18 protein-coding genes and 1 riboswitch are annotated in these 24571 nt (G+C 71.5%); of the genes, 9 read left to right on the top strand and 9 right to left on the bottom strand.

Going from position 1 to position 24571, the window contains the following annotated elements; translation table 11 throughout:
- Nucleotides 1-230: 230 nt before the first annotated feature.
- Both ACFU97_RS34480 and ACFU97_RS34475 read right to left on the bottom strand, forming a co-directional pair.
- Nucleotides 231-1244 carry a CHRD domain-containing protein gene (locus ACFU97_RS34480; protein ID WP_384264499.1) on the bottom strand — a complete coding sequence of 338 codons (1014 nt, stop codon included), beginning with the start codon at nucleotides 1242-1244 and terminating at the stop codon, nucleotides 231-233.
- Nucleotides 1245-1399: 155 nt separating this feature from the next.
- Nucleotides 1400-2410 carry a polyprenyl synthetase family protein gene (locus tag ACFU97_RS34475; protein ID WP_384264498.1) on the bottom strand — a complete coding sequence of 337 codons (1011 nt, stop codon included), beginning with the start codon at nucleotides 2408-2410 and terminating at the stop codon, nucleotides 1400-1402.
- Between the two features lie 697 nt (nucleotides 2411-3107).
- Nucleotides 3108-3313: riboswitch (cyclic di-AMP (ydaO/yuaA leader) on the top strand.
- Between the two features lie 4 nt (nucleotides 3314-3317).
- Between ACFU97_RS34475 and ACFU97_RS34470 the strand changes: the two genes are divergently transcribed.
- Nucleotides 3318-3800 (top strand): transglycosylase SLT domain-containing protein, encoded by a 483-nt coding sequence (locus tag ACFU97_RS34470; protein ID WP_384264496.1) that lies wholly within the window; start codon nucleotides 3318-3320, stop codon nucleotides 3798-3800.
- Between the two features lie 6 nt (nucleotides 3801-3806).
- On the opposite strand, the gene ACFU97_RS34465 is transcribed toward ACFU97_RS34470, so the two are convergent.
- The 3 genes from ACFU97_RS34465 to ACFU97_RS34455 all read right to left on the bottom strand — a co-directional run bounded on the left by ACFU97_RS34465 (nucleotide 3807) and on the right by ACFU97_RS34455 (nucleotide 7265).
- Nucleotides 3807-4613, bottom strand: coding sequence for an HAD family hydrolase (locus tag ACFU97_RS34465; protein ID WP_384264495.1), 807 nt, complete (start codon nucleotides 4611-4613; stop codon nucleotides 3807-3809).
- 132 nt (nucleotides 4614-4745) lie between these two features.
- Nucleotides 4746-5948 carry an FAD-dependent oxidoreductase gene (locus ACFU97_RS34460; RefSeq protein WP_384264493.1) on the bottom strand — a complete coding sequence of 401 codons (1203 nt, stop codon included), beginning with the start codon at nucleotides 5946-5948 and terminating at the stop codon, nucleotides 4746-4748.
- Nucleotides 5949-6017: 69 nt separating this feature from the next.
- Nucleotides 6018-7265 (bottom strand): ATP-grasp domain-containing protein, encoded by a 1248-nt coding sequence (locus ACFU97_RS34455; RefSeq protein WP_384264492.1) that lies wholly within the window; start codon nucleotides 7263-7265, stop codon nucleotides 6018-6020.
- Between the two features lie 239 nt (nucleotides 7266-7504).
- On the opposite strand from ACFU97_RS34455, the gene fahA reads away from it, so the two are divergent.
- The 8 genes from fahA (at nucleotide 7505) to ACFU97_RS34415 (ending at nucleotide 17203) form a co-directional block, all read left to right on the top strand.
- On the top strand, nucleotides 7505-8740 hold the full coding sequence (gene fahA, locus ACFU97_RS34450) for a fumarylacetoacetase (protein ID WP_384264491.1): 1236 nt from the start codon (nucleotides 7505-7507) through the stop codon (nucleotides 8738-8740).
- A gap of 471 nt (nucleotides 8741-9211) precedes the next feature.
- Nucleotides 9212-10153 carry a M56 family metallopeptidase gene (locus ACFU97_RS34445; protein ID WP_384264489.1) on the top strand — a complete coding sequence of 314 codons (942 nt, stop codon included), beginning with the start codon at nucleotides 9212-9214 and terminating at the stop codon, nucleotides 10151-10153.
- A gap of 171 nt (nucleotides 10154-10324) precedes the next feature.
- Nucleotides 10325-11113, top strand: coding sequence for a GntR family transcriptional regulator (locus ACFU97_RS34440; protein WP_384264488.1), 789 nt, complete (start codon nucleotides 10325-10327; stop codon nucleotides 11111-11113).
- 42 nt (nucleotides 11114-11155) lie between these two features.
- On the top strand, nucleotides 11156-11383 hold the full coding sequence (locus ACFU97_RS34435) for a ferredoxin family protein (RefSeq protein WP_030180763.1): 228 nt from the start codon (nucleotides 11156-11158) through the stop codon (nucleotides 11381-11383).
- A 16-nt stretch (nucleotides 11384-11399) separates the two neighbouring features.
- Entirely contained in the window at nucleotides 11400-12743 is a 1344-nt protein-coding gene (locus ACFU97_RS34430) for an ABC transporter substrate-binding protein (RefSeq protein WP_384264486.1), read from the top strand.
- Complete coding sequence (locus ACFU97_RS34425; RefSeq protein ID WP_384264485.1) at nucleotides 12740-13618, top strand: ABC transporter permease; 879 nt, start codon at nucleotides 12740-12742, stop codon at nucleotides 13616-13618. The genes ACFU97_RS34430 and ACFU97_RS34425 overlap by 4 nt, the downstream gene beginning before the upstream one ends.
- On the top strand, nucleotides 13602-14369 hold the full coding sequence (locus ACFU97_RS34420) for an ABC transporter ATP-binding protein (RefSeq protein WP_384264484.1): 768 nt from the start codon (nucleotides 13602-13604) through the stop codon (nucleotides 14367-14369). Before ACFU97_RS34425 ends, ACFU97_RS34420 begins: the two co-directional genes overlap by 17 nt.
- 11 nt (nucleotides 14370-14380) lie before the next feature.
- Nucleotides 14381-17203, top strand: a complete 2823-nt coding sequence (locus ACFU97_RS34415) for a fumarate reductase/succinate dehydrogenase flavoprotein subunit (protein WP_384264482.1) — start codon at nucleotides 14381-14383, stop codon at nucleotides 17201-17203.
- 48 nt (nucleotides 17204-17251) lie between these two features.
- On the opposite strand, the gene recQ is transcribed toward ACFU97_RS34415, so the two are convergent.
- From recQ to nuoL, 4 genes are all read right to left on the bottom strand, one after another.
- On the bottom strand, nucleotides 17252-19243 hold the full coding sequence (gene recQ, locus ACFU97_RS34410; RefSeq protein WP_384264515.1) for a DNA helicase RecQ: 1992 nt from the start codon (nucleotides 19241-19243) through the stop codon (nucleotides 17252-17254).
- Between the two features lie 189 nt (nucleotides 19244-19432).
- The gene (nuoN, locus tag ACFU97_RS34405; RefSeq protein WP_384264481.1) at nucleotides 19433-21091 is read right to left on the bottom strand and encodes an NADH-quinone oxidoreductase subunit NuoN; all 1659 of its coding nucleotides are present in this window, start codon (nucleotides 21089-21091) and stop codon (nucleotides 19433-19435) included.
- Nucleotides 21088-22659 carry an NADH-quinone oxidoreductase subunit M gene (locus ACFU97_RS34400; RefSeq protein ID WP_384264480.1) on the bottom strand — a complete coding sequence of 524 codons (1572 nt, stop codon included), beginning with the start codon at nucleotides 22657-22659 and terminating at the stop codon, nucleotides 21088-21090. The genes nuoN and ACFU97_RS34400 overlap by 4 nt, the downstream gene beginning before the upstream one ends.
- A 5-nt stretch (nucleotides 22660-22664) precedes the next feature.
- Nucleotides 22665-24560, bottom strand: coding sequence for an NADH-quinone oxidoreductase subunit L (gene nuoL / locus ACFU97_RS34395; RefSeq protein WP_384264478.1), 1896 nt, complete (start codon nucleotides 24558-24560; stop codon nucleotides 22665-22667).
- Between the last annotated feature and the right edge of the window lie 11 nt (nucleotides 24561-24571).

Below are 24571 nucleotides of genomic sequence, written 5' to 3'. Positions count from 1 at the left end.
AACTCGCGTGCTTCTGTTGTCCACCCCGTGCCGCCATTCTCACCCGAATCGGTGAGGAGTGGTGATTTCCGTGGTTTCCATCTCACCAAATCCGCCACGCGGAATCGTCAGACCGGGGATTCAACTCCGTGTACGCCTGGGGTATGACGCGGGAGGGCGGCGCCTCCCCCGACCCGTAGGGGTCGTGCGGGGCAGGCGCCGCCCGGATGAGTCTCCGTCAGCGGCCCGCGTCAGCTCTGCAGGAAGACGTAGTCCGCCCGGTAGGGCACGCCGGTGACGGTGCCGGGCGTGCAGGAGCCGGACGGGGCGGTTCCGCCGACGGTGTTGAGCCGCAGGATCTCCGCGGTGTCCGCCAGCAGGCCATGGTGCTTGCCCGACTGCGTGGCCTTGAGGTCCAGCTCGGGGATGTTGCCGTCGCCGTTCGGCGTCTTGGACAGGACGGCCCCGGTCACCGCGCTGCCGTCCGGCGCGACCCACTGCGGCGTACCGGAGTTGGGTGCGACGAAGCTGTGCCGGATGCCGCCGCCGAGCAGGGCGTCGACGTCCCGCTGGGCGAAGGCGTAGCCGCCGCCGTCGGCGGGCTTGCACTCGTAGATCTGCTTGCCCTTGACCACCGACGCCTGGAAGTTGTGCAGGGCGCTGCGGAAGTCGAAGCCGGCGACCGTGACCTTGTGGAGCTGGCCGCGGACGGCCCCGCCGGGAAACTCGGCGGTGTGCAGGTTGGCGTAGAACGAACCGGGGTCGGAGGTCAGGGCCGCGAGCAGGCCGGGGTCGCCGACCTTCACGGTCCCGACGACGCTGTGCCGCCTGCTGTCCTTCAGCAGGCCGGTGAAGTCGACCTTGACGCCGCCGTTGGTGCCCTTGGCGCCCTGGTGGATGTGGAGCATGGTGGGCCTGCCGGTGCCGCGCCAGGTCACGGCCACGGACACCTTGTCCCCCTTCACCTTGATGAACTCCAGTGCGGCGCCGTCCTTGTCCCCGACGGCCGGTCCGCCCGCGACGGGAACCTCGTTGGCTCCCCGGAGGCTGGTGGCGAGGAGGGTTCCCCCGGTGCCACCGGACACGGTCCCGCTCTGGCTCACGATGCTCTCCCCGCCCATGCCGCCGGCGTGCCCCGCGTGGTCGGCGCGGGCGCCCGAGGCGGCGAAGGCGGGAATCACCGCGGCGGCGACACCGCCGGCGGCGGCCACCGCGACAGCGGTGACGATCAGGCTCTTACGGCGCTTCGAAAACGTCGTATTCATGCCCATGATGTTGTTTTCTCCCCGTAGGCCGGCCGACACCCCCTGCGTCGGCCTTCTGTGTATGACTACGGAAGGGATCTCAGATTGGACTCAGTCCAGAGTTGTGACCTGTATCACAACTCGGGTGGACGGTGTCCTGCGCCGCCGGGGACGGCTCAGCCGGCCCGGTGCACCACCGCGTCGCACATCTCCATCAGCGCCAGCTTCGCGTCGCACTCCGTCAGCGGGGCCAGCGCGGCGCGGGCGTCCTCGGCATAGCGCACGGTGTCGCGGCGGGCCTGCTCCAGCGCGGGGTGCGCCCGCAGCCCGGCCAGCGCCTCCTCGAGGCGCGCGTCATCGCTCAGGTCGGAGTCCAGCAGCTCGCACAGGGCGATGTCCTCGGCCAGCCCCAGCCGCGCCGCCCGCTCCCGCAGCCGCAGCACGGGCAGGGTGGGGATGCCCTCGCGCAGGTCGGTCCCCGGTGTCTTGCCGGACTCGCGCGACTCGGACGCGATGTCCAGCACGTCGTCCGCCAGCTGGAAGGCGACGCCCAGCCGCTCGCCGTACTGCGTCAGCACGTCCACGACCGTCTCGTCGGCGCCCGACATCATCGCCCCGAAGCGGCAGGAGACGGCCACCAGCGAGCCGGTCTTGCCGCCCAGCACGTCCAGGTAGTGATCGACCGGGTCCCGCCCGTCCTGCGGCCCCGCCGTCTCCAGGATCTGCCCGGTGACCAGCCGCTCGAACGCCTCGGCCTGCACCCGGACCGCCTCGGGCCCGAGGTCGGCCAGGATGTGCGAGGCCCGCGCGAAGAGGAAGTCGCCGGTGAGGACCGCGACCGAGTTGCCCCAGCGGGCGTTGGCGCTGTCCACGCCGCGCCGCACGGCGGCCTCGTCCATCACGTCGTCGTGGTACAGCGTCGCCAGGTGGGTCAGCTCCACCACCACGGCCGAGGGCACGACACCCGGCGCGTACGGGTCGCCGAACTGCGCGGCGAGCATCACCAGCAAGGGGCGGAACCGCTTGCCACCCGCCCGCACCAGGTGCTGGGCGGCCTCCGTGATGAAGGGGACCTCACTCTTGGTGGCTTCGAGCAAACCCTCCTCGACAGCCGCCAATCCGGCCTGGACATCGGCTTCCAGAGCCTGGTCCCGCACGCTCAGCCCGAACGGCCCGACGACGGTCACGAGGGGTCTCCTGTCTGCTGGTGTCTACCTGCGGTTCACGCGGTTTGTCGATAGGTCGCTGCCATCACTCAAGTCAGCGTATCCGGTCACCTTTCGATCACCCATGCCGCCCACCCGTCCACCACGGGCGGTATCGGATCACGACCGCTATGTTTTTGATCGCCTCATATGAGTGGATATCTATCGACTTGTCTATCGGCGTGCCGGCCGGTCCGGCGGGAGGCGGCGGCCCGTGTCCCGTAGACGCTCGTGACATCACCCCTCCAGAGGACGGCCGCCATGGGAACGATCTGCACCACATGTGGGGTTCCGCCCCGGCGGACATGCAATCCTGCGACCGAAGATCACCGACCCTGATTCGTCCGTTTTTCGCCTTCAATGAGCGATCTGCCCCTAGGCCGAAAAGGGTCCCTGCCAACGGACTTGAGGCCGGCGTTCCTCACGGGCGGCTGTTTGAACATGAGTTGGCCCCATTGCCCGATTTGCCACTCTTGCGGATGCCAGTGAGTTGGGTCACGTCGACCCTCGGCCCGACGGTCCATCAGCTGCCTCCGTTCTTCCGTCGTCCGCATACGAGTTGAGGATTGGCAGCAGCAAAGGATCAAGTGCCCCATAAACCTCAGACCAAGGTCAATAGGCATGGTCTGTGAATCCGGCACTTGTTCCGGACATGTGCTCTCGCATACGTTCCCGGCCAGTCGGGCAGACGCCGAATCCTGCCGCAGCCCGGCCGACCCATCGACCAACTCACTCGCACGGCAGGAGCGGGGGACCCAGGTAAGTCGCCGGACCGGGCATTGCCCCGGACCGGCTCGGGGTGAAGCCGCGCCGCCGCAAGGCCGCGCGGCCGGGCCGCTCCCGCCCGAACCCGACAGCTCACCTCGCAGGCGCCGGAGAGGAATCCCCCATGTCCGCTGCCGCTCAGCACCGTCGTCCCAAGAACTCCCGCCTGGCCCGCAAGCTCGCCGTCCTCGGCACCGGTGCCGCCGTCCTCGCCCTGCCGGTCATCGGCGCCACCAGCGCCTCGGCGGCCACGCCGACGACGCTCACCGCGACCTCCATGGGCTACACCGACAACCTCGACGGCTGGATCCGGGCCTCCCTGCAGGTCATGGCGCAGCACGGCATCCCCGGCTCGTACGACGGCATCTACCGCAACATCATGCGCGAGTCCTCGGGCAACCCCGCCGCCATCAACAATTGGGACTCGAACGCGCTCGCCGGCACGCCCTCCAAGGGTCTGCTCCAGGTCATCGACCCGACCTTCCTCGCCTACCACGTGCCCGGCACGCTGATGAACCCGTACGACCCGGTCGCCAACATCACCGCCGCCTGCAAGTACGCGGCCGCGCGCTACGGGTCGATCGACAACGTCTACGGCGCCTACTAAAGGCTCCTACCACAGCAGTCGCTCGAGGACGACGGCGATGCCGTCGTCCTCGTTCGACAAGGTGACCTCGTCGGCCACCGCCTTGAGTTCCGGATGGGCGTTGGCCATGGCGACGCCGTGCGCCGCCCAGTCGAACATCGGGATGTCGTTGGGCATGTCGCCGAAGGCGATCGTCTCCAGCGACCCGAGCCCCAGGTGCGCGGCGGCCAGGGCGAGACCGGTCGCCTTGGTGATGCCGCATGGCTGGAGTTCGACGGTTCCGGGTCCCGACATGGTGACCGTGGCCAGTGAGCCCACCACCGAGCGCGCCGTCGCCGCCAACTCGTCGTCGGACAGGTCGGGATGGCGCAGCAGCACCTTGCTGATGGGCGCGCACCACAGGTCGTCGCGCCGGTCGACCCGTACGGCCGGCAGCGTGGGGTGCGGCATCAGGTAGCCGGGCTCGATCAGCGTGAGCCCGTCCACGCCGTCCTGGTCGACGGCCGCGTACACCTGTCCCACCTCCGCCTCGATCTTGCCGAGGGCCGTCTCCGCCAGCTCCCGGTCCAGCGTGACGGACCACAGCAGACGGTCCGCGCCGGCGTCGTACACCTGCGCGCCCTGTCCGCACACCGCGAGCCCCGTGCTGCCCAGGATGTCGAGGAGCGGCCGCACTCTGGGGGCCGGGCGGCCCGTCACGACCAGGTGCCGGGCGCCGGCCTCGGCCACCCGCGCGAGCGCGGCGAGGGACCGGTCGGACAGCGTGTCGTCGCCTCTCAGCAGCGTGCCGTCCAGGTCGGTGGCGATGAGTGCATATGCGGTGGGTGCGGCCATGATCAGAGAATACGGACCGGACGCGCCACCGACTCATCGCGAACCGGACGACCACGGTACCCGCCGCGCCGCCCACCCAACTCCCGCGCCCCGGCCGGTCCTTCGTCCTCGCCCGGTCTCCCGGGCCCCGGTCTACCCATGAGCCGACGCCAGGTGCGCGGTCAGCCTCGGCGAGGCGAACTCCGTGCCGCACACGAAACGCATCACCGGGCCGTACGACGCCGCCGCCGGCAGGCCGGTGAAGTACAGACCCGGCTCCGAGGAGACGTATCCCGCGCCCAGCCGGGGCGTGCCCCGGCTGACCGCCAGACGGGTGCGCAGCTCGTGCCCGAGGAAGTCCATCGCCGCGATGTCGACCCGGTAGCCGGTGGCCGCGATCACATGGTCCGCGGACAGCTCCTCGGGGCGGCCCGCGTGCGTGCGGACCGTCAGCCTCGGGCTGCCGTCGGACGTGTCTGCCCGCACGATCCGCTCGACCTCGCTGACCTGCACCTTCCCCTCGAAACGATCGCGCAGCCACCACGCGCCGAGCGGGCCGAGCACACGGCGCACCAGGTAGTGGCGGGTCCCGGCCGGCAGGTGGCGGTAGGGGTGCGGGTAGTAGCTGAGCGCCCACAGGGACCAGGCGCGGCCGAAGGGCGACTCGGGGCGCAGCCTCGGCTGCTGCCACGGCGGCGCCCCGAAGGCGACCTTGCCGCGGCCGCGGGAGACCACCCGGACCTGCGCGCCTGCCTCGGCCGCCAGCGCCGCCGTCTCCAGCGCGGACTGCCCGGCGCCGACGACGATCAGGTCCTTGCCGGCGTAGCGGGTGAGGTCGTGCTCCTGGGAGCTGTGGGAGACCGGGCCCGTGGGTGCCGGTCCCTCCGGGACGGCCGCGGCGAGCTCCGCCGGCAGGTGCGCCAGGCCGGACAGGCCGGTCGCCACGACGACCGCGCGGGCGGTGAACAACTCCCCCGAGTCCAGCTTCAGTTCGAAGCCGCCGCTCTTGTGCCGGTCCACGGAGACGACCCGCACCTGCTCCAGTTCGGGCACGAGCCGGTCCCGGAACCACTCGCCGTAGCCGATGAAGGTCTCGATCGGGATGATGTCCTCGTCCGTGACCAGCCGCTTGATGCCGGCGGCGTCGCAGTAGTCGGCGAGGCGGTGGCCCCGCTGGGGGGCGTCGATGCTGGAGGCGACCGGGGTCGACTTCAGGAGCATGCCCGCGGGCATGTGGTCGCGCCAGCTGACCATGGGGTCGCCGAAGACGCGGACCGGGATGCCACGGCCCTTGAGATGGGCGGCGGTCGACAGGCCGAACGGCCCGGCGCCGATGACTGCAACCGGATGCCTCACGAAGTCCCTCCCCAGGACGTCACTTCGCCACTTCGTGTCCGGCTCGCGCAGCTGGTCGGGTCTGCTCGGTCAGCTGCTCGAACCGGTGCCGCTGCCGCGGCGGTTGGTCCGCCACAGCTGATACAGGTGCTTCGCGCCGGGCCGCACGAAGCGCGCCAGCATCGTGAGGAACGGCAGCGGGTCGTCACCCGCGAGCCAGGCCAGCTCCGTCCCGCTGGCACGCGCCGGTGCGTGCGGCGTCGTGTAGCCGCTGCGGCGGTAGGCGAGCAGGGCGGGCAGGTCGATGTTCTCCACGATGTACCGGTGGCCGGCGCGCTGTTCCCCCTCCGGAACGGTGCGGCCGGTCAGATTCAGATGCATGGCGCGGACCACGTCCACCCCCGACTCGTTCTCGAAGAGCCGGAACTGGGCGCCCATGCGCGGGTTGAAGTCGAGGAGCTTGTACCGTCCGTCGCGCCGGTCGAAGCGCAGGTCGAGATCGATGACGCCGGTGAAGCCGATCTGCTTGATGAAACGCGCGGCGAGGTCCGCGAGTTCCGGATTGTCGACGACGTACGCGTTCGCCGTCATGCCCGCGTGCGGCGGCCAGGAGCGCACCTTCACGCCCGTGAACATGGCGAGCGGGGTGGAGTCCTGGTCGAAGTAGGCGTGCACGATCCAGTCCTCCGCCTCCTCCCTGGGCAGGTACTCCTGGAGGATCACGCCGGGGTGCTCGCCCCAGTCGCGGGCGAGCCGCAGCAGGCCGTCGCGGGTGGCGATCCGCGTGGTGCCGTTCACGGCCGGCTGCCGGCGCCGCAGGAACGCCTCCCGGTTCTTGGCCACCACCGGGAAGCGGGCCTTCTCGGCGAAGGTCACGATGTCGTCGTACGACTGCGGGAACGCGGCTGTCGGGCTCGGGATGCCGTGCTCCACGCACAGCTCGTGCAGGCCCTGCTTGCTCGCGAGGCGGCGCGGCAGGCCGGGGTCGACGGGCGGGAAGAGAAAGCGGCCGGCGAGCGCGTCCTGGTGCTCGGCGATCAGGACGGCCGCCTCCTCGTCGGTCGGGACGAGGACGGTGGGACGGCCGATGCGGCGGCCGATCCGGATCAGTCCTTCCACGAGGTGCTCGGGGGCCTCCGTGCCGGTGGTCGGCCAGACGAAGGCCTTCTTGAGATAACGGGAGGAGGCGGCGGGTGTGTAGCGGTCCTCGGTGATCGCGTACATGGGCACGCCGAGGCGGCCCAGACTGCGGATCGCGCCGACCCCGCCGTGGTGCAGCGGATAGCCGCCGATCTTGACGATCAGGCCGGGCACATCACGGTCGGCGTCAAAAGGCACACTGCCGCTGCTCCTGGCCACGGGTCCCCCCACGCGTCCCCCCTACGGACCGGACCCACCCCGTCCGTGTCCCCCAAAGGACGCTAAGCCGGAATTGGGGCCTCCGACAAGGCCAATTCGGACATTGCAAACTCTTTAGACACTGCCCAAGGGGGCGACTCGGCCGTAACGTGTGGCCCGGCCACATGACGGCCCGTGACAGAACGCTCGCGACCTGGTGAGAGTGAGGCAGCCACCCCATGCCCCCCTTCGATGTCCCCGAGGGCGACCCCTTCGGACCCCACAACCTCCCCTACGGCGTCTTCTCGCTCGGCGATCCGGCGGAGCGGAGCGTGGGCGTCCGGCTCGGCGACCACGTCCTCGACGCGGGCGCGGCGGCGCACGCGCTCGGCTCGCCGTACGCCTCCCTGCTCGCCCGGCCCTCGCTCGGCCCGCTCCTCGCCGCGGGCCGCACCGCCTGGTCGGACGTGCGGCGCGCGCTGACGGCGTGGGTGACGGTGCCGGCGCACCAGGAGGCCGTCGCCCCCTTCCTGCACCCGCTGTCCTCGGTGACGCTGCACCTGCCGTTCGAGGTCGCGGACTACGTCGACTTCTACGCGTCCGAGCACCACGCCCGCAACGTCGGCCAGATCTTCCGCCCGGACGCGGCGGACTCGCTGACGCCGAACTGGAAGCACCTGCCGATCGGCTACCACGGGCGGTCCGGCACGGTCGTGGTGTCGGGCACCGACGTCGTACGGCCGTCCGGGCAGCGCAAGGCCCCGGCCGACGCGGCACCCGTCTTCGGGCCGTCCGTCCGCCTGGACATCGAGGCCGAGGTCGGCTTCGTGGTGGGCGTGCCCTCGCCGCAGGGCACGCCGGTGGCGCTCGGCGACTTCCGGGAGCACGTCTTCGGGCTGTGCCTGCTCAACGACTGGTCCGCGCGCGACATCCAGGCCTGGGAGTACGTGCCCCTCGGCCCGTTCCTCGGCAAGTCCTTCGCCACGTCGGTGTCGGCCTGGATCACCCCGCTGGACGCGCTGGAGGACGCGCGCGTGGCACCGCCGGAGCGCACGCACCCGCTGCTGCCCTACCTGGACGACACCGAGGACGCCGACGCCGAGCCCGGCGGCTACGACCTGCGCATCTCCGTCGCGCTCAACGGCCACGTCATCTCCGAGCCGCCCTTCTCCACCATGTACTGGACGGCCGCGCAGCAGCTCGCCCACATGACGGTGAACGGCGCCTCCCTGCGCACCGGCGACCTCTACGGCTCGGGCACGGTGAGCGGTACGGGGCCGGCCCAGCGCGGGTCCCTGCTGGAGCTGACCTGGAACGGCCGCGACCCCCTCGAACTCCCCGACGGCAAGCGGACGTTCCTGGAGGACGGCGACGTCGTCACGCTCTCGGCCTGGGCACCCGGCCCGGGCGGGGTCCGGGTGGGCCTGGGCGAGGTGAGCGGCCGGATCGTGGCGGGGGCGCGCCCACGGGAGTGAGCATCCCCCCTCGGAGGCCGCGTCCGCGGAAGTGAGCGCGTCGACCGACGGAGCGGGCGGGTTGTCGTTCCCAGGAGTTGGTGGACGGAGCGTGACCGGTCCGCGGTCGTGAGCGCGGGCCGGGCCGCGGGTGCGGGCCTGGGTGAGCGGGCGGGTGTGAGCGGGGAGTTCGCGGCGCGTGCGCGGGCGCGAGTCCGGCGGGAGGAGCGGGCGGGTGCGGTGCGTGCGCCGGACCCGGTGGCCGATCATGGCAAGGGCGTTGAGGCGGCCCGGAGTTGCAGGGCGTGACGGGGGTCGCACGGGACGTACGGGATGGTCTTCGTCTCCTGACTCCCGCGCCGTTCGCCGTCATACTGGCGGCGGGCGCCCCGCGCGCCGAGCCGCACCACCCCCTGCATCACCCCACGCACCACCCCACCGCATCACCCCTCCGCACCGCCCCTCCTCCGACCAGGATCCGGAGACCGTGGCATGACCGTCTGCCTGCTCCTGCTGAGCTTCGTCGCCCTCACGGCCGCCGTGCCCGTTCCGCGTGCGCTGGTGCGGGCGGCCTGGCCCGAGCGGGAACCCGTGGTCGCGCTGTGGGTGTGGCAGTGCCTGGTCGCCACCGTCCTGCTGTGCTGTCTGACGGCGCTGGTGCTCGGCGCGGCCGCCGTCTTCCACACCTTCCGCGACCACGTCTTCGCACCGGCGCCCCCGGCCGTGACCGCGGCCTACGACCTGACCGCCGCCCCCGCCTGGGCCACCGCCCTCACGCTGCTGCTGGCCTGCGGCGCCGCCTGGACGACGGCGATGCTCGCCCGGGAACTCGTCGAGGCCCGCCGACGCCGCGGCCAGACCCGGGCCCACCTGCGCGAACGCGCCCCCGAACTGCCCGCGGGCCTGGAGGAGGCGGCGCGTGGTCCGCTGCTGGTGCTGGAGGACGAGTACCCCGACGCCTGGTGGATGCCGGGCCACCCGCCCCAGCTCGTCGTCACCACGGGCGCGCTGCACCGGCTCACCGACCACCAGCTCGACGCCGTCCTCACCCACGAGCGCGACCACGCCCGAGCCCACCACGACTGGCTGCTGCACCTGTCGAGCGCGCTGGCCACGGGCTTTCCCCGGGTGCCGCTGTTCGCCCACTTCTGCGAGCAGACGCACCGGCTGGTGGAGCTGGCGGCGGACGACACGGCCTCGCGCCGGTGCGGCCACCTCACCACCGCGCTGGCTTTGATCGAGCTGAACCAGCACCGCGGCGTCCTGTCCTGCGCCTCCAGCCACCGGCTCCTCGGCGAACGGGTCGACCGCCTTCTCCAGCCCCCGCCACGGCTCGGCCGCCGGCACCGCGCCCTGACCACGACGGTAGCCGCGCTGGTACCCCTGCTCCCGCTGCTGATCATGTTCGCACCGGGGCTGACGGCACTGGGCTGAGCGGCCGGACCGCCGCTCCGCTCGCAGGGATCGTCACGCGCTACCCCAGTTGTGGCAGATCTTGCCCTCGCAGTGTCGTTTCCCCAGGTCAGAGTCGCGCCTGACACCTCGGCAGGTGGCGCAACACCACTGCAACACTCCTTTCCCTACCGACTCGGTATGGTTCGAGACATGCCACCCAGCGACCGCATCCGAGACCACGCCGGCCAGGGCGCGACCACCGTCGCCGCCCACCGCGCGCGGCGCCGGCTGCGCGCCGACCAGGCCAGGCAGCTCGCCGACCTGCTCCGCCACCAGCTCCTGGCCGGCGGCTTCCCGGACGGCACCCTCCCCCACGAGACGGCCCTCGCCACGGACTACCGCGCGACCCGCAACACCGTCCGTCAGGCCCTGGACCTGCTGAGGGCGGAAGGTCTCGTGGACCGGCTCCCCGGCGTCGGCACGGTCGTCGTCGGCCAGAAGTACCGGCACGGCCTCGATCGCCTGATGGGCCTCGCGGAAACCCTCCGCGAGCACGGCCGGGTCACCAACGAGGTCCGCACCATGGGCCCCGCCTCCGCACCCGCCCCGGTTGCCGAACGCCTGCAGGTCCGTCCCGGCGCGGACGTCCTCTACATCGAGCGCCTGCGCCGCCTGAACGGCCTTCCCCTCTCCCTCGACCTGACCTACATCCCGCTCGACATCGGCACCGCGCTGCTCGGCGCCGACCTGGAGAACACCGACGTCTTCGGCCTGCTGGAGACGATCACCGGGCAGCGGCTGGGCCACGCCGAGATCACCCTGGAGGCGGTCAGCGCGGACACCCACTCCGCCGCCGTGCTGGAGGCCCCGCACGGCGCGGCCGTCCTGATGCTGGAACGGCTCACCCACCTCGCCGACGGCCGCCCCGTCGACCTGGAGTTCATCCGCTTCCGCGGCGACCGCATCACCATGAGCGGCCTGCTGCACCGCTCTCTCTGACGCACCGCCCCCGTCAAGCTCGACCCCTTCCTGGAGACAGCCATGCCTTTGGCGCCCCAGCGGGCCGACGTGCCCGTGACCATCGACGAGTCGAAGTGCATCGACGGCTGCACGCTCTGCGTGGACATGTGCCCGCTGGACTCCCTCGCCATCGACGACAGCACCGGCAAGGCCTACATGCATGTCGACGAGTGCTGGTACTGCGGCCCGTGCGCGGCCCGCTGTCCCACCGGAGCCGTGACGGTCAACATGCCCTACCTGCTCCGGTGAGAGGTCCCGAACTCCCATGAAACGCACAGCAATCGCCGCGTCCGCCGCCCTTCTCCTGCTCCCCCTGTCCGCCTGCGGCGGCAGCGCCGAGGCGGGCGACGGCAGGACGGTCACCATCACGGTCGGCTATCAGTCCAAGACCATCAACACGGTCACCGCGGGCACCCTCCTGCGCTCGCTCGGCTACTTCGAGCGGGACCTCAACGCCCTGCACGACGGCCACACCTACAAGGTCGACTGGCAGGACTACGCCACCGGCGCCCCCATCACCGCCCAGATGACCGCCGGGAAGATCGACATCGGCTCGATGGGCGACTTCCCGCTGCTCATCAACGCGGCCCGGGGCAAGCAGCTCGGCAAGCCGACCCACCTGGTCTCCGTCACCGGCTACAACCTGCGCGGTGGTCTCAACACGATCGTCACCTCCCCCGGTTCCAAGCTGTCCTCCCTCACGGGCCTGAAGGGCAGGAAAGTCTCCACGAGCATCGGCTCCGCGGCCGACGGCACCCTCGTACGGGCCCTGCAGCGGGCCGGCATCGACCCCGACCACGGCATCGAGAAGCTCAACCAGCAGCCCGCGGTGGGCGCTTCGGCCCTCTCCGCCGGCAGCGCGGACGCCCTGTCGCAGTTCGTCGCCTGGCCCGGCCTGCTCGCCTACCAGGGCAAGGCGAAGGCCCTGTACGACGGCGCCCAGCTGAACCTCCCCACCTTCCACGGCGTCACCGCCCGCGCGGACTTCGCCCAGCGGCGGCCGACGGTCCTGGACGCCTTCCTCAAGGCCCAGGCGGAGGCGACCGACTACCTCGAGGCCCACCCGGTCGCCGCCGCCGAGAAGGTCGCCAAGGCCACCGACCTGCCCGCCGAGGTCGTCTACCTCTACAACGGCGCCCACGGCATCTCCACCTTCGACCCGGCGATCAAGCCCCAGCTGGTCTCCGCCCTGAAGCAGGACGTCTCGGTCCTGAAGTCGGAGAAGCTGACCGGCGACGTCGACGTGGACTCCTTCGTCGACGACCGGTACGTCAGGAAGGCCCTCGGCACGGACTACGCCAAGCGGCTCGCCTCGGCACCACCGGCGGCCGCGAGCGAGGTCTGGCCCAAGGGCTCGGAGCAGACGATCGGCTTCAAGTCCCCCGCCCAGCTGCTCGGTTACGTCGCCGCGCACAAGAACGGCATCCGCGCCGCCTACGTCCCCGACGCCACCACCGGCACCCTCTGGTTCGCCGACCGGGCGGTCTGGGTGGCCGACGGCAAGCGGCTCCTCCCCTTCGTCGCACCGGCGACCGCGAAGGCGTACACCGCCGCACACGGCGGCGCTCGCGTCATCACGTACGCCGAGGCGCTGGGGCGGGCGTCATGACCCGGCGGCCCCTGGCCCGCTATGCGCTCCGGGCGGTGTCCCTGGCCGCCGCCCTCGGCCTCTGGCAGCTGCTGACCAGCCTGAACGTCGACCTGTGGCTGCGCTTCTCGCAGTTCCCCACCGTCGCCGACGTGGCCCGCGCCTTCGCCTACCGGCTGTCCGGGCCCGACTACTGGACGGACCTCACCGACAGCCTCACCCGCATCGTCACCGGCTTCCTCCTCGCCGCCGTCGTGGGCGTGGCGACGGGCGTGCTCGTGGCGCGCTCCCGCCTCGCCGAGGACCTGCTCGGCCCGCTCCTCGAAGTCGTCCGCCCGATCCCGGCGATCGCCCTGGTCCCGGTCGCGATCCTGCTCTTCCCCTCCAACGAGCAGGGCATCGTCTTCATCACCTTCACCGCCGCCTTCTTCCCGGTGCTGGTCTCCACCCGGCACGCGGTCCGTGCCCTGACCCCGGTGTGGGAGGAGGCGGTGCGCACGATGGGCGGCGGCCGGTGGCGGATCCTCGGCTCGGTCGTCCTGCCGGGCGCGCTGCCCGGCATCTTCGGCGGTCTGTCGGTCGGCATCGGCGTCTCGTGGATCTGTGTGATCTCCGCCGAGATGATCTCCGGCCAGTACGGCGTCGGCTACCGCACCTGGCAGGACTACACCGTCGTCAACTACGCCGGCGTCCTGGTCGGGATGGTCACGATCGGCGTGCTCGGCTGGGTCACGTCCACGGCCGTGGAACTGCTCGGCCGCCGGCTGACCCGCTGGCTGCCGCGCACCTCGTACGTTCCCGCCGGCCGGCCCCCGCGACGGGCGCGCGGCGCGGGGGTCCCGGTCGCGGTGAGCCCCACCACCAAGGAGGACGTGCCCCATGACCAGCTCGTCTGACGTCCGCCCGGCTTCCCGCACCGGAGCGGCTCTCGCGCTGCGCGGCGCGGTCCTCGGCCGTCCCGGCGCACCCGTGCTCGACGGCGTCGACCTCGACGTGTCCCCCGGCGGCATCCTCACCGTCGTCGGCCCGTCCGGCTGTGGCAAGTCGACCCTGCTGCGCACGCTGGCGGGACTGCTGAGCCCGCTGGCCGGGTCCCTGGAACAGGACGGCCGCCCGCTGACGGGCCCCGCCGCCGACCGCGCCCTGATCTTCCAGGAGGACGCGCTCCTGCCCTGGCGCACCCTGCGCGCCAACGTCGAACTCCCCCTCGCCATCCGGGGCCTGCCGCGTGCCGAGCGGCGCGCCCAGGCCGAGTCCTGGCTCGGCCGGGTCGGGCTCGCCGACCACGCACGGCACCTGCCGCACCGTGTGTCCGGCGGGCAGCGCCAGCGCGCCCAGCTGGCCAGGGCCCTCGCGGGGACGCCCCGCGCGGTCCTCATGGACGAGCCCTTCGGCGCCCTCGACGCCCAGACCCGCGCCGGCATGCAGGACCTGCTGGTGGAGGTGCTCCAGGGCACGGGCGCGACCGTCGTCTTCGTCACCCACGACGTGGACGAGGCCCTGTTCCTCGGCGACCGCGTGGCGCTCCTCGGCAACGGCCGGCTGACCGCCGTACGCGACGTGCCGCGTCCGCGCGACCGCACGGCGCACGACGACCCCGCGCGCGTGGCGCTGCGGCGCGACGTCCTCTCCTCGCTCGGTACCTGAAAGGCCCCCCGGTGACCACCTCCGTGAACACCCCCCTGGAGATCCCCGCGCTCGGTGACGCCGAGGAGATCAGTTGCGACGTCCTCGTCGTCGGCGGCGGCACCGCCGGCACCATGGCGGCGCTCACCGCCGCCGAGCAGGGTGCGGACGTGCTCCTGCTGGAGAAAGCGCACGTCCGCCACTCCGGCGCGCTCGCCATGGGCATGGACGGCGTCAACAACGCGGTCGTCCCGGGCCGCGCCGAGCCCGACGACTACGTCGCAGAGATCACCCGCGCCAACGACGGCATCGTCGACCAGAGCACCGTCCGCCAGACCGCCACCCGCGGCTTCGCCATGGTCCAGCGGCTGGAGTCGTACGGGGTCAAGTTCGAGAAGGACGAGCACGGCGACTACGCGGTCCGCCAGGTCCACCGCTCCGGCTCCTACGTGCTGCCGATGCCGGAGGGCAAGGACGTCAAGAAGGTCCTCTACCGGCGGCTGCGGCGGCGCGAGATGCGCGAGCGCATCCGCATCGAGAACCGCGTGATGCCGGTGCGCGTGCTCACCGCGCAGGGGCGGGCCGTGGGAGCGGTCGGGTTCAACACCCGCACCGGCGGCTTCGTCACCGTCCGCGCGGGCGCCGTGATCCTGGCGACCGGCGCCTGCGGCCGCCTCGGCCTGCCCGCCTCCGGCTACCTCTACGGCACCTACGAGAACCCGACCAACGCGGGCGACGGCTACGCGATGGCCTACCACGCGGGCGCCGAGCTCACCGGCATCGAGTGCTTCCAGATCAACCCGCTGATCAAGGACTACAACGGCCCGGCCTGCGCCTATGTCGCCAACCCCTTCGGCGGCTACCAGGTCAACCGGCACGGCGAGCGCTTCGTCGACTCCGACTACTGGTCGGGCCAGATGATGGCCGAGTTCGCGGCCGAGGTCGCGAGCGACCGCGGCCCGGTGTACCTGAAGCTCAGCCACCTCCCCGAGGAGTCGGTCTCCGCCCTGGAGTCGATCCTCCACTCGACCGAGCGCCCCACCCGCGGCACCTTCCACGCGGGCCGCGGGCACGACTACCGCACCCACGACGTCGAGATGCACATCTCCGAGATCGGCCTGTGCGGCGGCCATTCGGCCTCGGGGGTACGGGTCGACGACCACGCGCGGACGACCGTGCCCCGCCTGTACGCCGCCGGCGACCTGGCCTGCGTGCCGCACAACTACATGATCGGCGCGTTCGTCTTCGGCGATCTGGCGGGGGCGGACGCGGCCCAGTACACGCCCTACGAGGGCGAGTTGCCGGCCGATCAGCTCCGGGAGGCGCACGAGCTGATCTACCGCCCGCTGCGCAATCCGGACGGCCCGCCGCAGACCCAGGTCGAGTACAAACTGCGCCGCTTCGTGAACGACTACGTCGCCCCGCCGAAGTCCGGCGCCCGCCTCTCCCTGGCCCTGGAGTCCTTCGAGCGGATGCACGACGACATCGCGAAGATGGGCGCGCGCACGCCGCACGAGCTGATGCGCTGCGCCGAGGTCTCCTTCATCCGCGACTGCGCGGAGATGGCCGCGCGCGCCTCCCTGGCCCGCACGGAGTCCCGCTGGGGCCTCTACCACGACCGTCTCGACCACCCCCGTCGCGACGACGCCTCCTGGTTCCACCACCTCGATCTGCACAAGTCCCCCTCCGGATCGATGGAGTTCACGGCCCGTCCCGTGGCTCCCTATCTCGTCCCCGTCGACGAGTTCACCCCCGTCGGCGGCCCGTCCCGTCACCTCGGCGAGATCCACCCCGAGGACGTCGCCACGGCCGGCTCGCGCGACGTGGCGCCGGTGGCCTCCGGCGCGCAGAGCACGCCATCGGCCGCGACCGGAACCGGGACCGGGCTCACCGGATCCGAGCCCCCGCTCGCGGACCCGGGCCCTGACCTCGCCTCGGCCCGCCTGCTGGAGCTCGTCGCCCTCGCCGAGGAGGAGCCCGAACTCGACGCCTTGCGCCCCTACTTGACCGACCCCGCCCCCGCCGTCCGCCGCGAGGCCGTCGCCGTCCTCACCGAGACGGTGCCGCCGGGAACCGGGCCCGCACTCGCCGCGGCCCTGCGCGACGCCGCCGCCCAGGTGCGGGCCGCGGCCGCCGCGTCCCTGCGCGAGCTCGTCGAGACGCTGCCCGCCGAACCGGCCCTCCGCGACGGCCTCGCCGCCGCGCTGGCCGAGCCCGACCCCGTCGTCCGCGCCGCCTCCCTCGACGTGCTGCGCGCCCTGCGCCTGGGCGACGCCGCCCTGTTCGCCGGGGCCCTGACCGACTCGGACATCCCGGTCCGTGTCGAAGCCGTCCGCGCGCTCGTCTCCGTGGACGCCGCCGGGGAACTGGCCCAGGCCGCGACCACCGACCCCTCCCGCGAGGTCCGCGTCACCATCGCCAAGGGCCTGGCGACCGTGTGGGCGAGCCGCGGTGACCTCGCTGAAGGAGCGGAGCCGGCCGGCGACCTGCCCGCCGTCCTGACCGCCCTCGCCGACCTCACCGGCGACCCCGACGCCCTGGTCCGGGGCGCCGCCTACGGAGCGCTGGGCACCACGGGATGCCCGGCACCGCTCGCCGTACGCGCCGTGGCCGCGCTGTCCGATGCGGCCTGGCAGGTGCGGTCGGGTGCCGCGACCGCGCTGTCCGCCGCCGATCCGGACGTCGCGGTCCCCGCTCTCGCCAAGGCCCTCGCCGACCCGAACGCCGACGTGCGCAAGGCGGCCGTCCTCGCCCTGACCCGGCACGGCGGCGCCGAGGACGCCCGCGCCGCCCTCGCCACGGCCACCTCGGACCCGGACGCGGACGTCAGGGCGTACGCGTCCCGGGCGTTGTGACGGTGCCCCACCCCGCGGGCCGGTGCCGCAACGGTGCCGGCCCGCTCCTTATATCCAGTCGTCCGGTTCCGGCTCCGCGTCCATCTCGGGCCAGTGGTCCTCGGCGCCCGGACCGGCGTCCGCAGCAGCACTGGCTGCCGGAGCCGCTGGCGCCGAGCCGGGTGCGCCGCCCAGCGAGGCCAGGACCTCCAGCACACCCTCGCCGTACGTCGTCAGCTTCTTCTCGCCGACGCCGCCGATGCCACCGAGCTGCTGCACCGACGTCGGCCACACGGTCGCGATCTCCCGGAGCGTGGCGTCGTGGAAGATGACGTAGGCCGGAACGCCCTGCTCCCGGGCCTGCTCGGCGCGCCAGGCGCGCAACGCCTCGAACGCGGGCTGCAGTTCCTCGGGCAGCTCGGCCGCGGCCGCCTTGGCCTTGCGCTCGCCCCTGCCGGAGGACGACCGCGCGGTCGCCGGCTTCTTCGGCTCCTTGCGCAGCGGCACCTCCCGCTCGCGCCTCAGCACCGTTCCACTGTCGTCGGTCAGCACCAGCGTGCCGTACTCGCCCTCGACCGCGAGCAGCCCCTGTGCCAGCAACTGCCGTACGACGCCCCGCCATTCGCCCTCGGTGAGCTCTTCCCCGATGCCGAACACGGACAGCTGGTCGTGGTCGAACTGGATCACCTTGGCCGTGCGCCGCCCGAGCAGGATGTCGACGATCTGCACCGCGCCGAACTTCTGCCCGCGCTCCCGCTGCAGCCGCACCACCGTCGACAGCACCTTCTGGGCGGCGACCGTGCCGTCCCAGGTCTCCGGCGGGGTGAGGCAGGTGTCGCAGTTGCCGCAGCCCGTCGGCTCGGGGTCCTGGCCGAAGTAGGCCAGGAGCTGGCCGCGGCGGCAGCGGACCGTCTCGCACAGCGCCAGCATCGAGTCCAGGTGGGCGGCGGCCCGGCGCCGGAACGCCTCGTCGCCCTCGCCGGTCTGGATCAGCTTGCGCTGCTGGATGACGTCGTTGAGGCCGTACGCCATCCATGCCGTCGAGGGCAGTCCGTCCCGGCCGGCCCGGCCCGTCTCCTGGTAGTAGCCCTCGACCGACTTCGGCAGGTCGAGGTGGGCGACGAAGCGGACGTCCGGCTTGTCGATGCCCATGCCGAAGGCGATGGTCGCGACCACGACCAGGCCCTCCTCGCGCAGGAACCGGGACTGGTGCGCCGCGCGCGTGCCCGCGTCCAGGCCCGCGTGGTAAGGGACCGCCTCGATGCCGTTGCGCGAGAGGAACTCCGCCGTCGCCTCGACGGACTTGCGCGAGAGGCAGTACACGATGCCCGCGTCGCCCGCGTGCTCCTCGCGCAGATAGCTCAGCAGCTGCTTCTTGGGATCGGCCTTGGGCACGATCCGGTACTGGATGTTGGGCCGGTCGAAGCTCGCCTCGAAGTGCCGGGCGGTCGGCATGTGCAGCCGCTCGGTGATCTCCTGGTGCGTGGCGCGCGTGGCCGTGGCCGTGAGCGCGATCCGGGGGACGTCCGGCCAGCGCTCGCCGAGCAGGGACAGGGCGAGGTAGTCGGGGCGGAAGTCGTGGCCCCACTGGGACACGCAGTGCGCCTCGTCGATCGCGAAGAGCGCGATCTTGCCGCGGGAGAGCAGGTCGAGCGTGGAGTCCAGACGCAGCCGCTCCGGCGCGAGATACAGCAGGTCCAGCTCGCCGGCCAGGAACTCGGCCTCGACCACCCGGCGCTCGTCGAAGTCCTGCGTGGAGTTCATGAACCCGGCACGCACACCGAGCGCCCGCAGCGCGTCCACCTGGTCCTGCATCAGCGCGATGAGCGGGGAGACGACGATGCCCGTGCCGGGTCTGACCAGGGCCGGGATCTGGTAGCACAGCGACTTGCCGCCGCCGGTCGGCATGAGGACCACGGCGTCGCCGCCGGCCACCACATGGTCGATGATCGCTTCCTGCTCACCGCGGAAGGCCTCGTACCCGAAGATCCGGTGGAGCGTGGCCAGCGCCTCGCTGTCGGTCACCCCTGGCATGTCGCTGATCCCGCCCGTCCCGCGCATCGTCGTGTCCCCCGTACGTCGTCCCTCGACCACTGCCTCCACGATAGGGGCCCGCACCGACAGCCTCGGAGTTATCCACAGACCCGTATCGGTGACTCTCCGTGATCGACCGTCACCCGGGTCCGGAGCGCGCACGGCGAAGGGCCCCGGTTCCGTCGGGAACCGGGGCCCTCCCACACGTACCGCAGGTCAGCGCACGAACACTCCCGCCTGGTTCGCCAGGTCGAGGAAGTACTGCGGTGCCACACCGAGCACCAGCGTGACCACCACGCCGAGGCCGATGGCCGTCATCGTCAGCGGCGACGGCACGGCGACCGTCGGGCCCTCGGGCCGCGGCTCGCTGAAGAACATCAGCACGATCACGCGGATGTAGAAGAAGGCCGCGACCGCGGACGAGATCACACCGATCACGACCAGCGGGGCCGCCCCGCCCTCCGCCGCCGCCTTGAAGACGGCGAACTTCCCGGCGAAGCCCGAGGTCAGCGGGATACCGGCGAAGGCCAGCAGGAACACCGCGAACACGGCCGCCACCAGGGGTGAACGGCGGCCGAGCCCCGCCCACTTGGACAGGTGCGTCGCCTCGCCGCCCGCGTCGCGCACCAGCGTGACCACGGCGAACGCGCCGAGCGTCACGAAGGAGTACGCGGCCAGGTAGAACAGGACCGAGGACACGCCGTCCTTCGAGGTCGCGATGACACCCGCGAGGATGAATCCCGCGTGCGCGATGGACGAGTAGGCCAGCAGCCGCTTGATGTCGGTCTGGGTGATCGCGACGATCGCGCCGCCCAGCATGGTGACGATCGCGACGGCCCACATCACCGGCCGCCAGTCCCAGCGCAGTCCGGGCAGGACGACGTAGAGCAGGCGGAGCAGCGCGCCGAACGCCGCCACCTTCGTCGCCGCCGCCATGAATCCGGTCACCGGGGTCGGAGCGCCCTGGTAGACGTCCGGCGTCCACATGTGGAACGGGACGGCGCCCACCTTGAACAGCAGCCCCATGACGATCAGCGCGCCGCCGACCAGCAGCAGCGCGTCGTTGCCCATGGTGCCGGCGAGCGCCGGGTCGACGTTCGTGACCGTGCCGTCGACGACCTGCGCGATCCGCGCGTACGACACCGAGCCCGCGTAGCCGTACAGCATCGCGATGCCGAACAGCGTGAAGGCGGAGGCGAAGGCGCCGAGCAGGAAGTACTTGACCGCGGCCTCCTGCGACATGAGCCGCTTGCGGCGGGCCACCGCGCAGAGCAGGTAGAGCGGCAGCGAGAAGACCTCCAGCGCCACGAACAGCGTCAGCAGGTCGTTGGCCGACGGGAAGACCAGCATGCCCGCGACCGCGAAGAGCAGCAGCGGGAACACCTCGGTGGTGGTGAACCCGGCCTTGACCGCGGCCTTCTCACTGTCGCTGCCCGGCACGGACGCGGCCTGCGCGGCGAAGGAGTCGACGCGGTTGCCGTGCGCCTCCGGGTCCAGGCGCCGCTCGGCGAAGGTGAACAGGCCCACCAGACCGGCCAGCAGGATCGTGCCCTGCAGGAACAGGGACGGCCCGTCGACCGCGATCGCGCCCATGGCCGCGATGTGCGCCTTGGTGGTGCCGTACCCGTCGGCCGCGAGGGCCACGACCGCCGCGAAGGCGGCGCAGAGCGCGACCGCGGAGACGAACACCTGGGCGTAGTAACGGGACTTGCGCGGCACGAACGCCTCGACCAGCACCCCGACGATCGCCGCGCCCACGACGATCAAGGTGGGCGACAGCTGCCCGTACTCGATCTTCGGCGCGGGGATCTTCGAGATCGGATCGGCCGCCGTTGCCGCCGTTGTCCACAGGCTGTGGACGGCTGTTGCGCTCACTTGGCCGCCTCCACCGAGGGCTTGGGGTCCTTCTTGTGTACGTCGGACAGGGTCGACTTCACGGCCGGGTTGACGATGTCCGTCACCGGCTTCGGATAGACGCCCAGGAAGATCAGCAGCACGATCAGCGGCGCGACCACCACGAGCTCACGCACCCGGAGGTCGGGCATCGCCGAGACCTCGGGCTTCACGGGGCCCGTCATCGTCCGCTGGTAGAGGACGAGGGTGTAGAGCGCGGCGAGCACGATGCCGAACGTCGCGATGATCCCGATCGCCGGGTAGCGCGTGAACGTGCCGACCAGGACCAGGAATTCACTGACGAACGGCGCGAGACCGGGCAGCGACAGAGTCGCGAGGCCACCGATCAGGAAGGTGCCGGCGAGCACCGGGGCGACCTTCTGCACACCGCCGTAGTCCGCGATGAGACGCGAGCCGCGGCGGGAGATCAGGAAGCCCGCGACCAGCATCAACGCGGCCGTGGAAATACCGTGGTTGACCATGTAGAGCGTCGCGCCGGACTGGCCCTGGCTGGTCATCGCGAAGATGCCCATGATGATGAAGCCGAAGTGCGAGATCGACGCGTACGCCACCAGCCGCTTGATGTCCCGCTGGCCGACGGCCAGCAGCGCGCCGTAGACGATGCTGATCAGGGCGAGGACGAGGATGGCGGGCGTGGCCCACTTCGACGCCTCCGGGAAGAGCTGGAGGCAGAAGCGGAGCATCGCGAAGGTGCCCACCTTGTCGACGACCGCCGTGATCAGGACCGCGACCGGCGCGGTGGACTCCTGCATGGCGTTGGGCAGCCAGGTGTGCAGCGGCCACAGTGGCGCCTTCACCGCGAAGGCGAAGAAGAAGCCGAGGAACAGCCAGCGTTCGGTGCTCGTCGCCATGTGGAGCGAGCCGTTGGCACGGGCCTGCGCGATCTCCTGGAGGCTGAAGTTCCCGGCGACCACGTAGAGGCCGATCACCGCGGCCAGCATGATCAGACCGCCGACCAGGTTGTAGAGCAGGAACTTCACCGCCGCGTACGACCGCTGCGTCGACGCCGCCGCCTCGCCGTGCTCGTGGGCACGGTCCCCGAAGCCGCCGATGAGGAAGTACATCGGGATGAGCATGGCTTCGAAGAAGATGTAGAAGAGGAAGACGTCGGTGGCCTCGAAGGAGATGATCACCATCGCCTCGACGGCCAGGATCAGGGCGAAGAAGCCCTGCGTCGGCCGCCACCGCTTGCTTCCGGTCTCCAGCGGGTCGGCGTCGTGCCAGCCCGCGAGGATGATGAACGGGATCAGCAGCGCGGTCAGCGCGAGCAGCGCCACCCCGATGCCGTCCACGCCCAGTTCGTATCTGACCCCGAAGGCCGCGATCCAGGAGTGGGACTCGGTGAGCTGGTAGCGGCCGCCGTCCGGGTCGAAGCGGACCAGGACGGTGATCGCGAGGGCGAGGGTGGCCAGCGAGACCAGCAGCGCCAGCCACTTCGCGGCGGTGCGCCGCGCGGCCGGCACGGCGGCCGTGGCGACCGCCCCGATCGCCGGGAGCACCGCCGTCGCTGTCAGCAGAGGAAAGGACATCGGTATCAGACCGCCCTCATCAGCAGGGTCGCGGCGATGAGGACCGCCGCACCGCCGAACATCGAGACCGCGTAGGAGCGCGCGAAGCCGTTCTGCAGCCTGCGCATGCGTCCGGACAGGCCCCCGACCGAGGCCGCCGTGCCGTTGACGACGCCGTCGACCAGGGTGTGGTCGACGTACACCAGGGAGCGCGTGAGGTGCTCGCCGCCGCGGACCAGGACGACGTGGTTGAAGTCGTCCTGCAGCAGGTCGCGCCGGGCGGCCCGGGTGAGCAGCGAGCCGCGCGGGGCGACGGACGGGACCGGGCGGCGGCCGTACATGGCGTAGGCGATGCCGACGCCGATGACCAGGCAGACCATGGTCGCGGCGGTGACCGTCGTGGCGCTGACCGGCGAATCGCCCTCGCTGTGACCGGTGACCGGCTCCAGCCAGTGCAGGAAGCGGTCGCCGATGCTGAAGAACGCGCCGCCGAAGACCGACCCGACGGCCAGCACGATCATGGGGATCGTCATGACCTTGGGCGACTCGTGCGGGTGCGGTTCGTTGCCGTTCTCGTCGGGCTCCCAGCGCTTCTCGCCGAAGAACGTCATCAGCATCACGCGCGTCATGTAGAAGGCGGTGATCGCGGCGCCCAGCAGGGCGCAGCCGCCGAGGATCCAGCCCTCGGTGCCGCCCTTCGCGAAGGCCGCCTCGATGATCTTGTCCTTGGAGAAGAAGCCGGACAGACCAGGGAAGCCGATGATCGCGAGGTAGCCGAGGCCGAAGGTGATGAAGGTGACCGGCATGTACTTGCGCAGGCCGCCGTACCTCCTCATGTCGACCTCGTCGTTCATCCCGTGCATGACCGATCCGGCACCGAGGAAGAGCCCGGCCTTGAAGAAGCCGTGGGTCACCAGGTGCATGATCGCGAAGACGTAGCCGATGGGGCCGAGGCCCGCGGCCAGCACCATGTAGCCGATCTGCGACATCGTCGAACCGGCCAGCGCCTTCTTGATGTCGTCCTTGGCGCAACCGACGATCGCACCGAACAGGAGCGTGACGGCACCGACCACGGTGACCACCAGCTGGGCGTCCGGCGCCGCGTTGAAGATCGCTCCGGAGCGGACGATCAGGTAGACGCCCGCGGTCACCATCGTCGCGGCGTGGATGAGGGCCGAGACCGGGGTCGGGCCCTCCATCGCGTCCCCGAGCCAGGACTGCAGCGGCACCTGGGCGGACTTGCCGCAGGCGGCGAGCAGGAGCATCAGCGCGATGGCGGTGAGCTTGCCCTCGGACGTGTCGCCGACGTGGCTGAAGACCGGCCCGAACGCGAAGGTCCCGAACGTCGCGAACATCAGCATGATCGCGATGGACAGGCCCATGTCGCCGACGCGGTTGACCAGGAAGGCCTTCTTCGCCGCCGTCGCCGCGCTGGGCTTGTGCTGCCAGAAGCCGATCAGCAGGTAGGACGCGAGGCCCACGCCCTCCCAACCGACGTACAGCAGGAGGTAGTTGTCGGCGAGGACCAGCAGGAGCATCGCCGCGAGGAACAGGTTCAGGTAGCCGAAGAAGCGGCGGCGGCGCTCGTCGTGCTCCATGTACCCGACCGAGTACAGGTGGATCAGCGAGCCGACGCCCGTGATCAGCAGGACGAACGTCATCGACAGCTGGTCGAGGCGGAAGCCGACGTCCGCCTGGAAGCTCTCGACCGGGATCCACGTCCACAGGTGCTGCGTCAGCGTCCGGTGTTCGGCGTCCTTGCCGAGCAGGTCGGCGAAGAGGATCACCCCGAACACGAAGGACGCCGTCGACATCAGGACGCCGATCCAGTGGCCGACGGCATCGAGCCGCCGGCCGCCGCACAGCAGTACGGCCGCTCCGAGCAGTGGCGCCGCCACCAGCAGCGCAATCAGGTTCTCCACGATTCAGCGAC

The sequence above is a fragment of the Streptomyces sp. NPDC057616 genome, from assembly GCF_042800575.1.
Taxonomy (GTDB): Bacteria; Actinomycetota; Actinomycetes; order Streptomycetales; family Streptomycetaceae; genus Streptomyces.
This window is presented reverse-complemented; position numbering and strand designations above follow the sequence as displayed.